Origin of the sequence: Nocardioides sp. IC4_145 (assembly GCF_011250565.1) — a bacterium.
Lineage (GTDB): Bacteria > Actinomycetota > Actinomycetes > Propionibacteriales > Nocardioidaceae > Nocardioides.
Genome location: NZ_JAANMS010000026.1, coordinates 12,496 through 26,457, shown reverse-complemented (window position 1 = coordinate 26,457; position 13,962 = coordinate 12,496). Strand labels below are relative to the sequence as shown.

Annotated in this window: 15 protein-coding genes; 4 read left to right on the top strand and 11 right to left on the bottom strand. The window is 74.3% G+C overall.

Going from position 1 to position 13,962, the window contains the following annotated elements; all coding sequences use genetic code 11:
• Positions 1-12 precede the first annotated feature (12 nt).
• From G6553_RS12155 to G6553_RS12140, 4 genes are read right to left on the bottom strand one after another with little or no spacing between them, the layout of a single operon-like run.
• Entirely contained in the window at positions 13-1,881 is a 1,869-nt protein-coding gene (locus G6553_RS12155; RefSeq protein WP_166192972.1) for a Na+/H+ antiporter, read from the bottom strand.
• Between the two features lie 39 nt (positions 1,882-1,920).
• Positions 1,921-3,498 (bottom strand): 2-succinyl-5-enolpyruvyl-6-hydroxy-3-cyclohexene-1-carboxylic-acid synthase, encoded by a 1,578-nt coding sequence (menD, locus tag G6553_RS12150; RefSeq protein ID WP_347565683.1) that lies wholly within the window; start codon positions 3,496-3,498, stop codon positions 1,921-1,923.
• The gene (locus G6553_RS12145) at positions 3,495-4,445 is read right to left on the bottom strand and encodes an o-succinylbenzoate synthase (protein WP_347565682.1); all 951 of its coding nucleotides are present in this window, start codon (positions 4,443-4,445) and stop codon (positions 3,495-3,497) included. The genes menD and G6553_RS12145 overlap by 4 nt, the downstream gene beginning before the upstream one ends.
• A complete protein-coding gene (locus tag G6553_RS12140; RefSeq protein ID WP_166192969.1) occupies positions 4,442-5,449 on the bottom strand; it encodes an AMP-binding protein in 1,008 nt (335 codons plus the stop codon). Before G6553_RS12140 ends, G6553_RS12145 begins: the two co-directional genes overlap by 4 nt.
• 66 nt (positions 5,450-5,515) lie before the next feature.
• On the opposite strand from G6553_RS12140, the gene G6553_RS12135 reads away from it, so the two are divergent.
• Together G6553_RS12135 and G6553_RS12130 are read left to right on the top strand one after the other, a co-directional pair.
• Positions 5,516-6,391 (top strand): 1,4-dihydroxy-2-naphthoate polyprenyltransferase, encoded by an 876-nt coding sequence (locus G6553_RS12135; RefSeq protein ID WP_166192966.1) that lies wholly within the window; start codon positions 5,516-5,518, stop codon positions 6,389-6,391.
• Between the two features lie 23 nt (positions 6,392-6,414).
• A complete protein-coding gene (locus G6553_RS12130) occupies positions 6,415-6,552 on the top strand; it encodes a hypothetical protein (protein WP_166192963.1) in 138 nt (45 codons plus the stop codon).
• A gap of 17 nt (positions 6,553-6,569) precedes the next feature.
• On the opposite strand, the gene G6553_RS12125 is transcribed toward G6553_RS12130, so the two are convergent.
• Complete coding sequence (locus G6553_RS12125; RefSeq protein WP_166192960.1) at positions 6,570-6,830, bottom strand: DUF4229 domain-containing protein; 261 nt, start codon at positions 6,828-6,830, stop codon at positions 6,570-6,572.
• A 45-nt stretch (positions 6,831-6,875) separates the two neighbouring features.
• Here G6553_RS12125 and G6553_RS12120 point away from each other — a divergent pair, with 45 nt between their 5' ends.
• Entirely contained in the window at positions 6,876-7,124 is a 249-nt protein-coding gene (locus G6553_RS12120; RefSeq protein WP_166192957.1) for a hypothetical protein, read from the top strand.
• Positions 7,121-7,690 (top strand): TlpA disulfide reductase family protein, encoded by a 570-nt coding sequence (locus tag G6553_RS21200; protein ID WP_166192954.1) that lies wholly within the window; start codon positions 7,121-7,123, stop codon positions 7,688-7,690. Before G6553_RS12120 ends, G6553_RS21200 begins: the two co-directional genes overlap by 4 nt.
• On the opposite strand, the gene ccsB is transcribed toward G6553_RS21200, so the two are convergent.
• The 6 genes from ccsB to hemL are packed head-to-tail and all read right to left on the bottom strand — an operon-like array spanning position 7,652 to position 13,651.
• The gene (gene ccsB / locus G6553_RS12110) at positions 7,652-8,698 is read right to left on the bottom strand and encodes a c-type cytochrome biogenesis protein CcsB (protein ID WP_166192951.1); all 1,047 of its coding nucleotides are present in this window, start codon (positions 8,696-8,698) and stop codon (positions 7,652-7,654) included. The genes G6553_RS21200 and ccsB overlap by 39 nt on opposite strands.
• Positions 8,695-10,314: a cytochrome c biogenesis protein ResB gene (locus G6553_RS12105; protein WP_347565681.1), complete on the bottom strand. Its 1,620-nt coding sequence runs from the start codon at positions 10,312-10,314 to the stop codon at positions 8,695-8,697. The genes ccsB and G6553_RS12105 overlap by 4 nt, the downstream gene beginning before the upstream one ends.
• Complete coding sequence (locus G6553_RS12100; protein ID WP_166192948.1) at positions 10,311-11,072, bottom strand: cytochrome c biogenesis protein CcdA; 762 nt, start codon at positions 11,070-11,072, stop codon at positions 10,311-10,313. The genes G6553_RS12105 and G6553_RS12100 overlap by 4 nt, the downstream gene beginning before the upstream one ends.
• Entirely contained in the window at positions 11,065-11,652 is a 588-nt protein-coding gene (locus G6553_RS12095) for a TlpA disulfide reductase family protein (RefSeq protein WP_166192945.1), read from the bottom strand. The genes G6553_RS12100 and G6553_RS12095 overlap by 8 nt, the downstream gene beginning before the upstream one ends.
• On the bottom strand, positions 11,649-12,332 hold the full coding sequence (locus tag G6553_RS12090) for a histidine phosphatase family protein (protein ID WP_166192942.1): 684 nt from the start codon (positions 12,330-12,332) through the stop codon (positions 11,649-11,651). The genes G6553_RS12095 and G6553_RS12090 overlap by 4 nt, the downstream gene beginning before the upstream one ends.
• Positions 12,332-13,651, bottom strand: coding sequence for a glutamate-1-semialdehyde 2,1-aminomutase (gene hemL, locus G6553_RS12085; protein WP_166192939.1), 1,320 nt, complete (start codon positions 13,649-13,651; stop codon positions 12,332-12,334). The genes G6553_RS12090 and hemL overlap by 1 nt, the downstream gene beginning before the upstream one ends.
• Between the last annotated feature and the right edge of the window lie 311 nt (positions 13,652-13,962).

Below are 13,962 nucleotides of genomic sequence, written 5' to 3'. Positions count from 1 at the left end.
CGCCGTGTCCCATCACGCGGTCGTGTGGTGCACGTAGCACCAGCGCCAGTCCTCGCCCGGCTCGGCGGACTGCACGACCGGGTGGGTGGTGTCGTGGAAGTGGCCGGTCGCGTGCTGCTGCGGCGAGGAGTCGCAGCACCCGACGTGCCCACAGGTCAGGCACTGGCGCAGCGCGACCCAGCGGGTCCCCTCGGCGAGGCAGTCCGTGCAGGCCGGGTCCTCGACGGTGTCGACGGCGGCGTGCTCCTCGAGGTCCGCGCAGCGCTCGCCCGTCTGCCGTGCCTCGCGCTGGACGACGCGGAGCTCGGCCCGCTCCTCGCTGGCGACGGTGAGCATGGACTCCTCGACGTCCAGCATCGCGAGCACGTCCGCCACCACGTCGGACGGCGTCGAGCCGGACCCCCGGATCTCGAGCACCCGGCGCCGCTCGGCAGCGAGCATCGCCATCCGCACCCGCGCGTAGAGGTCGCTCGGGCTCTCCACGTCGGGTGCGGTGCCGAGCCGCTCCCAGGCGGCGAAGTTCCGCTGGTCCACCCGCTGCCGGATGAGGTCGACGACGCCGTGCGGGTCGTCGTGCTCCTGCTGGTCCAGCTCCTCGAACGCCGCCTTGGACGCCTGCTGCAGCAGCGTCGCGCGGGCGAGCGCGTCCTCGGCCGGGTCCGGGGCGGGCACGCGCAGGCGACGGGCGAGCCAAGGCAGGGTCAGCCCCTGCAGGAACAGCGTGCCGGCGACGACGGCGAAGGCGGCGAGCAGCAGCACCTCGCGGTACGGCGTGTCCTCGGGCAGCACGAACGCCGCCGCCAGCGTGACCACGCCGCGCATGCCGGCCCAGCCGAGGATGAACGTGTAGGTCCACGGCGGCGGGCGGCCGGTGTCGGGGTCCGGCCCGGGCCGCACCAGCACGTAGCGGGTCGGGAAGACCCACACCAGCCGCAGCACCACGACCGCGACCAGGACCACCAGGCACAGCGCCGCGATGCGGCCGAGGCCGATGGGGCTGTCCAGGGCGCCCTCGACGATCCACCACGCCTGGAGGCCGATGAGCAGGAAGACGGTGTTCTCCAGGACGAACGCGATCGTGCGCCAGTTGAGCCGCTCGGTGATCCGCGACTGGGCGCTCTGCAGCACCGGCGCCTTGTGCGCCAGCAGGAGCCCCGCGACGACGACCGCGAGGACGCCGGAGGCGTGCAGCTCCTCGGCGGTCAGGTACGCCACGAACGGCACCACCAGCGACATCGCGCTGTCGATCACCGGGTCGGTCACCAGCCGCCGCACCTTCGCGACGACGAGGAACAGCACGACGCCGACCAGCAGCCCGCCGCCCGCGGCGAGCACGAAGTCGAGGGTGATCCCCCACGCGTCGAGCCCGGTGCCGGCCGCGACCGCGATCGCCGTGCGCAGCGCGACCAGCGCGGTCGCGTCGTTGAGCAGCGACTCGCCCTCGAGGATCGTGACGATCCGGCGCGGCAGGCCTATCCGCCGGCCGATCGCCGTGGCGGCGACGGCGTCCGGCGGGGCGACGACGGCGCCCAGCGCGAGGGCGACGGCCCACGGCAGGTCGGGCAGCACCAGCTTCGCGGCGGCGCCGACCCCGGCGGCGGTGAAGACCACGAGGCCGACCGAGAGCAGCAGGATCGGTCGCCGGTTGGCGTTGAAGTCGACCAGGGACGTCTGCTGCGCCGCGGCGTACAGCAGCGGCGGCAGGAGCCCCAGCAGCACCACCTCGCTCTCGAGGTGGACCTGCGGCACGTGCGGGAGGTAGGACCCCGCGACACCCAGCGCGGTCAGCAGCAGCGGGGCGGGGACGCGGACCTTCTCGGCGACCGACGTCCCCACGAGGACCGCCACGGCGATGCCGCACAGCAGCAGGGCGATCTCCACGACGCCATTGTGCTCCCCCGCCCGGTAGCCGGGCGGGAGTCAGGGGCGCAGCGCGCGGATCCGCTCGTCCAGGTCGCGGCGGGTGCGCCGGTCGACCACCGCCTCGACGACCTCGATGCCGCCGTTCGGGCTCGCGAGGGCGTGCTCGAGCTCGGCCGCGGTGTCGACCCGCCAGTGGGGCGTCCGGGTGGCGGCGCAGAGGCTGGCCAGGTCGACACCGTGCGGGGTGCCGAAGAGGACCTCGAACGGGTCGGCGTGCTCCGGCGCGCCCTGCTCGAGCATCGAGAAGATCGCCCCGCCGTCGTCGTTGACCACCACGATCGTGAGGTCAGGCCGCTCCTCGCGCGGGCCGAGCACGAGCGCGCCGCTGTCGTGCAGGAACGTCACGTCGCCCATCAGCGCGAGGTTGCGGCTGCCGTGCGGGCGGCCGAGCGCGGCGCCGATCGCCGAGGAGATCGTGCCGTCGATGCCGGCCAGCCCGCGGTTGGCGACCACCTTGCGCCGGTCGCCGACGTCGTATCGCGCGACCACGAGGTCCAGGTCGCGGATCGGGCTGGAGGCGCCGACGTACAACAGCCCCCCAGGAGGTACGCCGCGGCTCACGGCCGCCGCCACCTCGTGCGGCGTGAGCCCGGGCTCGGCCGCCAGCAGCCGGTCGAGCTGCCTCCCCACGGAGCGGTCGGCCTCGCGCCAGGCGTGGAGCCAGGCGGGGTCGTCGCGGCCCTCGACCACCGGGCGGGCGACGACGCGGTCGACGGGGAACGGCCGGTCCGGCCACGCCCCGCGTCCCGGCACCGAGACCACCTCGACGTCGGCGCGCGAGAGCAGCCGGGTCACCGGTCGAGACAGCGTGGGGTGGCCGGCGACGACGACGCGCTCGACGCTGCGGCCCAGGTCGGTGTCGAGCAGCAGCCGGTAGCAGCGCAGCGCGTTGTCGCCGGTGCGCGAGCCGGACGTCGGCTCGGCCAGCAGCGGCCAGCCGGCGCGCTCGGCGAGGACGCGGGCGGGCGGCCCCGCGTCGTCGCCCGCGACGACCACCGTGCGCGGGCCGAGCGGCAGCACCTCGTCGGTGGCGGGCCGCTCCTCGGGCCGGGCGGGGCGCTCGACCACGGGCGGCACCCACACGTCGTCGGGCACGAGCGGCTCGTCGAGCTGCACGTTGAGGTGGGTCGGCCCGTCGTCCTCGAGGACGAGGGCGTCGTCGGGCAGGTCGCGCGTGGTGACCAGCCGGCCGAAGACGCCGACCTGGTCGGTCGTCTGGTTGGCGCCGGTGCCGCGCAGCCGGGCCGGACGGTCGGCGGTGAGCACCACGAGCGGCAGGCCGGTGTGGGCGGCCTCGAGCACCGCGGGGTGCAGGTTGGCGACCGCCGTGCCGGAGGTGCACAGCACGGCCGCGCGGGCGCCGACCTTGGTCAGCCCGAGGGCGAGGAAGGCGCCGGTCCGCTCGTCGACCCGGGTGTGGAGCCGCAGCAGGCCGGCCTCCGCGGCGGCGTGCACGGCGAAGGACAGCGGCGCGTTCCGCGACCCCGGGGACAGCACCACCTCGGTGACGCCGGCCTCGAGCAGCGCGGTCATCACCGAGCGGGCGAGGTCGGTCGAGCTCGTGGGACCGGTCACGAGCGCCGATCCTCCCGCAGGGCACGCACCTCGGCGAGCCGGGCCTGCCAGTGCGCCACCCGGTCCGGGTCGGCGACCGGGTGACCGGGATCGAGCGTGGGCACCCGCACGGGCAGCTCGCCGGCCAGCGGCAGCAGCGGGTCGGTCGTCGTGTCCGCGGCGAGCATCTGGGCGGTGGCCAGCCCGCACGCATAGGGCAGCTCGGGCAGCGCCGCCGCCAGGGCCACCCCGGCGGCGAGCCCGACGGAGCTCTCCAGCGCCGAGGAGACGACGACCGGCAGGCCGATGTCCTCGGCGATCCGCAGGCACGCCCGCACGCCGCCGAGCGGCTGCACCTTGAGCACCGCCACGTCAGCCGCCTCGAGGTCGCGGACCCGGTAGGGGTCGGCCGCGCGGCGGATCGACTCGTCCGCGGCCACGGGCACGTCGACGGCCCGGCGCACCGCGGCCAGCTCCTCGACGGTCGCGCAGGGCTGCTCGACGTACTCCAGCCCACCGGCGGCACGGTCGAGCACCGGCAGCCGCTCGAGCGCCTGCTCGACGCTCCACAGGCCGTTGACGTCGATGCGGACCCTGCCCGCCGGGCCGAGCGCGTCGCGGACGGCCTCGAGCCGCGCCTGGTCGTCGGCGAGCGTCTGGCCGGGCTCGGCCACCTTCACCTTCGCGGTCGAGCAAGCACCGGCGACCACGATCGCGTGCGCGCGCTGGGCGTCGACGGCCGGCACGGTGACGTTGACCGGCACGCTGGTGCGCACCGGGTCGGGCCAGTCGCCCGCGGCGGCCTCCTCGGCGCAGCGCAGCCACGGCTCGGCGACCGCGGCGTCGTACTCCAGGAACGGCGACCACTCCCCCCAGCCCGCCTCACCGCGCAGCAGCACGCCCTCGCGCACGGTGATCCCGCGGAAGCGCGTCCGCATCGGCAGGCTGAAGACGCGGAGCCCGCTCACGACGCCCCCTCCGCCAGCCGGCGCAGCTCCAGCCGGTCCGGCTTGCCGTTGGCCAGGAGCGGAACGTCGTCGAGCGCGACGAGCTGGCGGGGCGCCCACGCCCGCGGGTGCTCGGCGCCGACCCAGTCGCGCACCTCCTCCAGCAGCACGCCGCCGACCACGAAGGCGACCAGCCGGTTGCCCCACTCCTCGTCCGGCACGCCGAGCACCTCGGCCGCCCGCACGTCCGGGTGCTCGCGGAGCCGCGCGGCGACGGCCGGCGCAGGCACGTTGACCCCGCCGGTGACCACCACGTCGTCGAGCCGGCCAAGCACCTGGAGGCGGCCGTCGTCGTCCAGGCGGCCGGCGTCGGAGGTGAGGTACCACCCGTCCACGAGCACCTCGGCGGTCAGCGCCGGGTCGCCGTCGTACCCCGCGAACAGGGTCGGGCCCGAGATGCGCACCCGCCCGTCGTCGTCGATCGCGAGGCCGACCCCGTCGAGCGGCACGCCGTCGTAGACGCAGCCGCCCGCCGTCTCGGCCGCGCCGTACGTCGCCACGGCACGCACCCCGAGCTTCGCGGCCCGCCGGCGCAGCGCCGGGTCGACCGGTCCGCCGCCGACCAGCACGGTGTGGAACGACGCGAGCGCCTCGACCTCGGCCGGCTCCTCCAGCATCCGCCGCAGCTGGGTCGGCACCAGCGAGGTGAAGCGGTGCTCGGCGGTCATGGCCGCCGCGGCCGCCACGAAGGACCCGTGGTCCTCGACCCGCATCGGCGCGTGGCCGGCCACGAGCGACCGCGCGACGACCTGCAGCCCGGCGACGTACTCCTCCGGCAGGGCGAGCAGCCACTGGCCGCTCGCGCCCAGCCTCCGGGCCGAGGCGTCCACCGACGCGAGCACCGAGGAGCGCGGCAGGACCACGCGCTTCGGGCGCCCGGTCGACCCCGAGGTCTCCACGACCCACGGCTCGGGCTCGGCCTCCGCGGCGAGCCACCACTCGAGGGTCCCACCGGCCAGCACCACACGGCGAACGCTACGCCGAGCCCCGCCGCGCGCGGCCCGCAGCCCGGTCGGGTTGAATCGTCCCTCGTGGCATCTGCATCCGACTGGGTCGCCGGCGCGCGGCCCCGCACCCTTCCCGCTGCGGTCTCGCCGGTCCTCGCCGGCACCGGCGTCGCGGCGTACGTCGACGCCTGGGTGTGGGAGAAGGCGCTGCTGGCCCTGGTGGTGAGCCTGGCGCTGCAGGTGGCGGTCAACTACGCCAACGACTACTCCGACGGCGTCCGCGGCACCGACGACGTCCGGGTCGGGCCGATGCGTCTGGTCGGCTCGGGCGCGGCCAGCCCGTCGGCGGTCAAGCGCGCGGCGTTCCTCGCCTTCGGCGTCGCCGGCGTGGCCGGGATCGTCCTTGCCGCCACGACCGCCTGGTGGCTCGTCGCCGTCGGGCTGGTCTGCGTGCTCGCCGCCTGGGGCTACACCGGCACGTCGCGGCCCTACGGCTACCTCGGCCTCGGCGAGGTCATGGTCTTCGTGTTCTTCGGGCTCGTGGCCGTGGTCGGCACGACGTACGTCCAGACCGAGACGTGGGAGCCCGCCGCGCTCCTCGCCGCGGTCGGCATCGGCGCGTTGGCCTGCGCGATCCTCGTCGCCAACAACCTGCGCGACATCCCCACCGACACCGTCGCCGGCAAGCGGACCCTCGCGGTGCGGATCGGCGACCGCGGGACCCGCCTGCTGTACGCCGCGCTCGTCGCCGTCGCGGCGCTCGCCGTCGTGGGCGTCGCGGCGCTCACGACCTGGTGGGCGCTGGCCGGCCTGCTCTTCCTGGTCCCGGGCCTCGCCGCGACGCGCACCGTGCTCGGCGGCGCCGCGGGCCCCGCGCTCATCCCGGTGCTCCAGCGCACCGGCGCGGCCGAGCTGGTCTGGGCCGTGTTCGTCGCCGTGCCGCTGCTCCTCGCTGCCTGACCGACGCTGCGTAGGCTGGCAGCATGGGCTTCCTGATCTTCGTCGCGCTCGTCGTTGTCGCCGTGGTGGCGTGGAAGATGCGCGTGCCGCTGCTGGCCAAGGTCCTCGGCCAGTCCGAGGCGCGCGTCCAGCGGCAGCTGAACGCCCGCAAGCGCCGCTGATCGCCAGCCGCTGACGCCTAGTCGGCGTCCTCCTTGGCCTTCATCTCCTCGAACGCCCGCGACGCCTTGGTGGCGCGCTCCTGCACGCGCAGCGCGAACGCCTCCCGGGGGCCGTTGAGCAGCCACAGCGAGCCGAGCCCGCTGAGCAGGAACGCGATGACGACGGCCCACAGGACCGGCACCTCGCCGGCGACCGCCCACCAGATGCCGAGGACGAGCGCGAGCGACCCCAGGAACAGGACGATGCGCAGGGCGGTGTAGACGACGAACTCCTTCACGACCTCCAGGGTAGGCGCTGTGGAGCGGCCACCTACATTGGAGGTGTGCTGAAGTTCCTCCTCGTCGTCGTGCTCTTCGCGCTCGCGACGTACGCCGCCGTGCGGTTCCTCGAGCGCCGCGGCACCCCGCCCATTGCCGGCGGCCCGAGCGGCTCGTCCGGCGCCCGCGGTACCCGCGCCTCCGGCCCGGCCCAGCCGCCGCGGCCCCTGGGGCCCGACGACGACCCGGACTTCCTGCGTGACCTCGAGCGCAAGCGGAAGCACCCCGAGCGCCCCGAGGACCCCGACCTGTGACCAGCCGGGCCACCCGCCCCCGTCGGTCCCTCCGCGGCCTGCTCGCCGCCGCCCTGCTGGTCAGCGGCACCGCCTGCACCGCCGGCGAGGCGCCCGAGGACGACGAGGGGCCGATCCGGCCGGGCTGGACCCGGCTCGACAGTCCGAAGGCGGTCGAGCTGCCCCAGGGCGACCCCGTCGGCTCCCGGAGCGGCGTCGCCCCGGGCATCGACACCGGCAAGCCGGTGCTGCTGAACTTCTGGGCCAGCTGGTGCGTCCCCTGCCGGGCCGAGATGCCGCTGCTGGCGGACGTCGCCGCGCGCGACGACGTCGAGGTCGTGGGCGTCTCCCTCGACCAGTTCGAGGACAAGGCCGTCGCGTTCCTCGAGGAGTTCGACGCCGACTACCCGAGCTGGCGCGACCCCGACATGGAGCTGATGAGCAGCTACGCGCCGGCCGTCAGCCCGAGCTGGCTCCCCTCGACGGTGCTCATCGTCGACGGCGAGGTCGTCGCCTCGCACCCGGGTGAGTTCGAGTCGGCCGCGGACCTATCGGCCGAGCGGCTGCGCGAGCTCGCCACCGGCTGACGCCGGCGCCTCGACACTGACCTTTCCGACCTCGGCGACCGCGGGCGCGGCGTACGAGTGCTGGCTGGTGGTGGAGAAGAAGTTGATCCCGATGAAGTTGAACCACAGCGTCGCCAGGCCGAGCAGCGCGAGCATCGCGGCGTTGCGGCCCTTCCAGCCGGCGGTGGCGCGTGCGTGGAGGTACGCGGCGTACACGACCCAGGTGATGAAGGCCCAGACCTCCTTGGGGTCCCAGCTCCAGTAGGACGACCACGCCTGGTGCGCCCAGATCGGGCCGGTGATGAGCACCGCGAAGGTCCAGACCGGGAAGCCGAAGGCGTGCATCCGGTAGGAGATCCGGTCCAGCGCGGCCGGCGCCGGCACGCGCGCGAGGTAGCCGGTCGTGCGGGCCGGGCGCCGCTCCTTGACCAGGTAGAGCACCGAGCAGATGCCGCCGAGGGTGAACGCGCCGGTCGCGATGACCGCCGAGACCACGTGGATGACCAGCCACGGCGAGTAGAGCGCCTCCGAGAGCGGCGCGACCGGGTCGTAGAGCCAGACCACGTCGACCATGAGGACGACCACGACGAAGCCCACGACGATCGGCGCCATCCACGCCAGCCCGAACCGGCGGTTCAGCAGCAGGTAGCCGAGGCTGACCACGAAGGTGCCCGACAGCGTGAACTCGTACATGTTGCCCCAGGGCACCCGGTTCGGGTCCGCGGCCATGCCGCGCCCGACGAGCGCCACCAGGTGCACCGCGGTGGCGATCACCGTGAGCAGCAGGCCGAGCCGGCCGAAGAGCGCCGTACGCCGCTCGACGTCGGGCTCGTGGGCTGCGGTGTCCTCGACGACCGAGGGCGCGCCCGCCCCGACGGCGACCGGGGCCGGGGCCTCGGCGCCCGCCTCGACCGGCAGCTTGCGCAGCGCCGTCCACTGGACGAGGTGGCTGATCAGCGCCAGGAAGTACACGACGCCGCAGACGGCGACCGCCTGGTTGCTCAGCGTCTCCCACGCAGCATCGGTCACGACGTACCGTCCCTCTTCGTCTCGGGGGGCTGGTTGCCCCGCTCGTCGCCGCGCAGTGCCGCCACCAGGTCCTCCAGGACCGGCACGACGTCGCCGCCGCCGGAGCGGTCGAGCGCGGCGACCTCGACCAGTGTGCCGTCCCCGTCCTGACGGGCACGAACCCAGACCCGGCGGGGTCGGATGAACAACGATCCCAGCAGCCCGACGAGCGCCATGACGACGCCGCCGAGCGCGATGAGCTTGCCGGGGGTCTGGCTGATCTGGATGCGCTGCCAGTCCTCGAGCCCCTCGAAGGTGACCGAGCCGAGGCCGTCGGGCAGCTCGACGGTGTCGCCGGGGCGCAGGTCGAGCCGCAACGGCTTGCCGTCCTCGTCCTCGACCTGCTCGGTGTCGCCCTTGTCCAGGACGTAGACCGACTGCGAGGCGCCCTCGTCCATGCCGAGGTCGCCGGCGTGGACAAGCACCGACAGCAGCGGGTCGACCGCCTTGCCGAGCAGGTTGACCGGGTCGCCCTCCTCGGTCATCCCGAACGTCGGGTAGAGCACGCCCTCGAGGCCGATCTCCTGCGGCTCGGCCGAGGGGGCCTTGATGACGCCGAAGGAGAACAGGCTCTGGTCCTGCGGCAGGAAGATCGTCGGGCCGTTGTAGGCGATCTCGCCCTCGCCGTCGCGGATCGTCACCACCGGCGCGTAGCCGTGGCCGATGAGGAAGATGTCGGTGTCACCGATGGTGAGCGGGTGGTTGACCCTCAGGTCGTACCGCTCCTCCTCGGCGTCCCGCGTCTCGCGGTAGCGCACGTCCGCGCTGAAGCCGCGCGCCTGGCCGGCCGCGCGCCCCGACAGCAGCCAGTCGACCTCGAAGTCCTCGACGGTGAAGCTGAACGGGTCGAGCTGGTCGGGGGTGAACAGGCTGCCGGGCACGAAGTCGTCGTAGGAGGTCAGCGTGTTGCCGAACCCGTCGCCGGTCACGAGGATGACGCCGCCCTTGTAGCCGAAGAGCCCGCCGATCGCGAAGCCGACCAGCACCACGACCACCGAGAGGTGGAAGACGAGGTTGCCGGCCTCGCGCAGGTAGCCGCGCTCGGCGCTGACGGCACCGTCCGCCGCCCCCTCCTCGGCCTTCCGCACGCGGTGCCGACGGCCGAGGACCGTGCGCGCCCGGGCGAGGACCTCGTCGACGCTCTCGTCGGTGCGGTACGACGCGGCGTCGGGCAGGCGGGACAGGTTGCGGGGGGCGCGGGGCGGCTGGGCCCGCATGGCCCGCCAGTAGACGAGCGTGCGCGGCACGATGCAGCCGACCAGCGAGATCATCAGCAGCAGGTAGATCGCGGAGAACCACACCGAGCCGTAGACGTCGAACAGCCCGAGCCACTCGTAGACCGGCGCCAGCCGCGGGTGGTCGTCCCGCCAGCGCGAGGCGGCGAGCGCGTCGACGCCCTCCTGCGGCACGATCGAGCCCGGGACGGCGGCCAGCGCGAGCAGCAGGAGCAGCACCAGCGCGGTGCGCATCGAGGTGATCTGCCGCCAGCCGAAGCGGAGCAGCTCGCGCAGCGTCAGCTCGCCGGCGCGGCGGCCCGCGGGGAGCTTGTCGTACTGGGTCTCGCGGGGATCGCTCACAGTGACGTCTCCGTGCTCGTGACGACCTCAGACTGGATCCAGGTCACCGCCTGGTCCCACACACCGGTCACCAGCAGCAGCCCGACGACCACCAGCATGCCGCCGCCGGCGCGGACGACCGTGGTCTGGTGCCGGCGGACCCAGCCGAACGCGCCGAGCGCGCGGCGGTAGGCCAGGCCGGCGACGATGAAGGGGATGCCGAGGCCGATCGCGTAGATCCCGGAGAGCAGCGCGCCCCGTCCGACCGTCGCCTCGTTGACCGACAGCATGCTGATCGCGGCCAGCGTCGGACCGATGCAGGGCGTCCAGCCGAGGCCGAAGAGGAAGCCGAGCAGCGGCGCCGCGGCCAGGCCGACCGCCGGGACGCGGTGCACCCGCCACTCCCGTTGGAGGAACGGCAGCACGCCGGCGAAGACCAGGCCGAGGACGATCGTCAGCAGGCCGAGGCCGACGGTCAGCTCCCGGCGCCAGGTGATCAGCCAGTAGCCGACCTGGCCCGAGAGGGCACCGATGCAGACGAAGACGACCGCGAAGCCGAGCACGAAGAGCAGCGACCCGAGCAGCATCCGCCCGCGACGCGTCTGCGCCTCGCCGCCGGCCAGGTCGGCGCCGGAGAGCCCGGTGGCGTACGACAGGTAGCCGGGCAGCAGCGGGATGACGCACGGGGAGAAGAACGACACCAGGCCCGCCACCAGGGCGACGGGCACGGCGAGGACGAGCGACCCGGAGAAAGCCTGGTCGCGGAACCAGTCACCCACGCGCGACCTCGTCGACCAGGTCGACCAGGGTCTGCGTGGAGGGCAGCTCGCCGAGGATGCTGCCGCCGATGCGCCCCTGCTCGTCGAGGACGACGAAGGCGGGGACGGTGTAGGGCGTCAGCGTGCCGGTGAAGGCGAGCAGCGCGAGGCCGTCGTCGACGATCGAGGGGTAGGGCACGTCGAACTCGCGCTCGAAGCCGCGGGCGCCGCCCTCGGTGTCGCGGATGTTGATGCCGACGAACGCCGCCTCGCCCTCCAGCTCCTCGGCGGCAGCGACCACGTCGGGCGCCTCGGCGCGGCACGGCACGCACCACGAGCCCCAGACGGGCACGACGACGGGCGTGCCGCGCAGGTCGGCCAGGTCGACCTCGTCGCCGGCCAGGTCGGTGCCGGTCAGGTCGACCGGCTCCTCGCGCTGCCCCGGCTCGAGCACGCGCACCTCGCCGTCACCGCTGATGTAGCCCTTGTCGCCGGTGCTCTCGACCGACGTGCAGCCGGCCAGGGTCGAGCCGAGGGTCGCCGCGGCGACCGTCGCGGCCAGGGCGGCGGTGGTCCGGCGGGCGAGCGGCGTGCGCGTCATGCGGGCGGCTTCTTCTCCTCGGTGGCGCCGCCGGCCGAGAACGGCGCGCCCTTGTCCTGGACGGGGATCAGGTCGCCGGCGGGCTCGCTGTAGGAGACCTGCGTGATCCGGTCCCCGACGAAGTGCAGCGAGGTGACCGAGCACAGCGTGCACTGGCGGCTGCGCGGGTCGTGGAGGAACGAGCGGCGCTCAACGTGGAGCCGGGTGATCCAGATCGGCAGCTGGTGGGAGACGACGACGGCCTCGTGGCCGGTGGCCGCGATGCGGGCGTCGTGGACCGCGGACATCATCCGCGCGACGACCTGCTTGTAGGGCTCGCCCCACGACGGCCGGAACGGGTTCCACAGGTAGCGCCAGTTGCGGGGGTCCTTGAGCGCGTTGGCGCCGGCGGCGAACCGCTCGCCCTCGAAGACGTTGGTCGACTCGATGACCCGCTCGTCGACGACCGGCTCCAGCCCGCGCGCCAGCGCGAGCGGCTCGGCCGTCTCGCGGACCCGCTCGAGCGGGGAGACGCGCAGGTGGACGATGTCGCGGTCCTGGAGGGCGGCGGCGACCTTCTCGGCCATCTGCCGGCCGAGGTCGGAGAGGTGAAAGCCGTCGCGGCGGCCGTAGAGCACGCCCTCGGGGTTGTGCACCTCGCCGTGGCGCACCAGGTGGACGACGGTGTCGGGGGTCGACATCAGGCCTCGCCTCCCATCGCGGCCGCGGCGGCGCGCGCGGCGTGCGGCAGTGCGTCCACCACGGTCTCCAGGGCGCGGTCGTCGTGCGCGGAGGACAGGAACCACGTCTCGTACGCCGAGGGCGGCAGGTAGACCCGGCGCTCCAGCATCGCGTGGAAGAACGCGGCGTACCCCGCCGCGGAGGTGCGGGAGGCGTCGTCGAAGTCGCGGACGGGGCCCTCGGTCAGGAACACGGAGAACATCGTGCCGGTCGACTGCACGGTGTGCGGCACCCCGGCGGCGGTCAGGGCCTCGGCAGCGGCGGTCTTGACGACGTCCGCGGCGCGACCGACGTGGTCGTAGACCTCCTCGGTCGCCAGTCGCAGCGTGGTCAGGCCGGCGGTGGTCGCGATCGGGTTCCCCGAGAGCGTGCCGGCCTGGTAGACGGGCCCCTCGGGCGCCAGGTGGCCCATGACGTCGGCGCGGCCGCCGAACGCCGCGGCCGGGAAGCCGCCGCCCATCACCTTGCCGAAGGTCACCAGGTCCGGGCGCCAGCCCTCGACGGCGCCGTCGAGGCCCCACTGGCCCTGGCGCGAGGCGCGGAAGCCGGTCATCACCTCGTCGCTGACGAACAGCGCGCCGTGGCGGGCGCAGGTCTCGGCGAGGAACGCGTTGAAGCCCGGCTCGGGCGGGACGACGCCCATGTTGCCCGGCGCGGCCTCGGTGACCAGGCAGGCGATCCGGTCGCCGTGCTCGGCGAACACCTTCTCCACCGCGGCGCGGTCGTTGTAGGGCAGGACGAGCGTGAGCTCGGTCGAGGAGGCCGGTACGCCGGGGGTGCCCGGGACCGCGAACGTCGCCAGCCCGGAGCCGGCCGAGGCCAGCAGCGGGTCGACGTGGCCGTGGTAGCAGCCGGCGAACTTCACGACCACGTCGCGGCCGGTGAAGCCGCGGGCCAGCCGGATCGCCGACATCGTCGCCTCGGTGCCGGAGGAGACGAAGCGGACCCGTTCGACCGACGTGCGGGCGACGATCTCCTCGGCCAGCTCGACCTCGGGCTCGGTGGGCGTGCCGTACGACGTGCCGCGCGCGACGGCGGTCTGGACCGCCGCCAGCACCTCGGGGTGGGCGTGGCCCAGCAGCATCGGGCCCCAGGAGCAGATGAGGTCGACGTACTCGTTCCCGTCGTGGTCGGTGAGCCACGCGCCGGCCGCCGAGCGGATGAACCGCGGTGTGCCGCCGACGGCGTTGAACGCGCGCACCGGGGAGTTCACGCCGCCCGGGGTCACCGCGCGGGCACGGGCGAAGAGGCCGGCGGAGGCAGCGGTGTCGAGAGGCACCCCGCCATTGTCGCCGAGGGGACGAAACGCGCCACGTCGGGTGCGCCACGCCCGGGCGGCGCGGGTGACCGGTTTCACGCGACGCCGTGTTGGGCAACCTGCCGTCCGGGCCGCGTGGGAGGCGGTCCGACGTCCCACGAAGCGGACACATCCGTAACTCCGTTGTGACACGCTTCGTTGTGGACGTCACACCCGGCCGTCGAGGGAGCGCGGTCGGGTCGGCTACTACCGGGAGTGAACCCATGTCCGTCAAGCGTTTCGGTCGCTGGCAGCGAGCGACGGCACTCGTGCCCCTTGCTGTCCTCTCGACC

Coding starts and splice junctions, on each gene's coding strand:
- G6553_RS12130 (WP_166192963.1), top strand. CDS start 6,415: ATGGGCTTCCTGATCTTCGTCGCGCTCGTCGTTGTCGCCGTGGTGGCG.
- G6553_RS12095 (WP_166192945.1), bottom strand. CDS start 11,652: ATGACGCGCACGCCGCTCGCCCGCCGGACCACCGCCGCCCTGGCCGCG.
- G6553_RS12090 (WP_166192942.1), bottom strand. CDS start 12,332: ATGTCGACCCCCGACACCGTCGTCCACCTGGTGCGCCACGGCGAGGTG.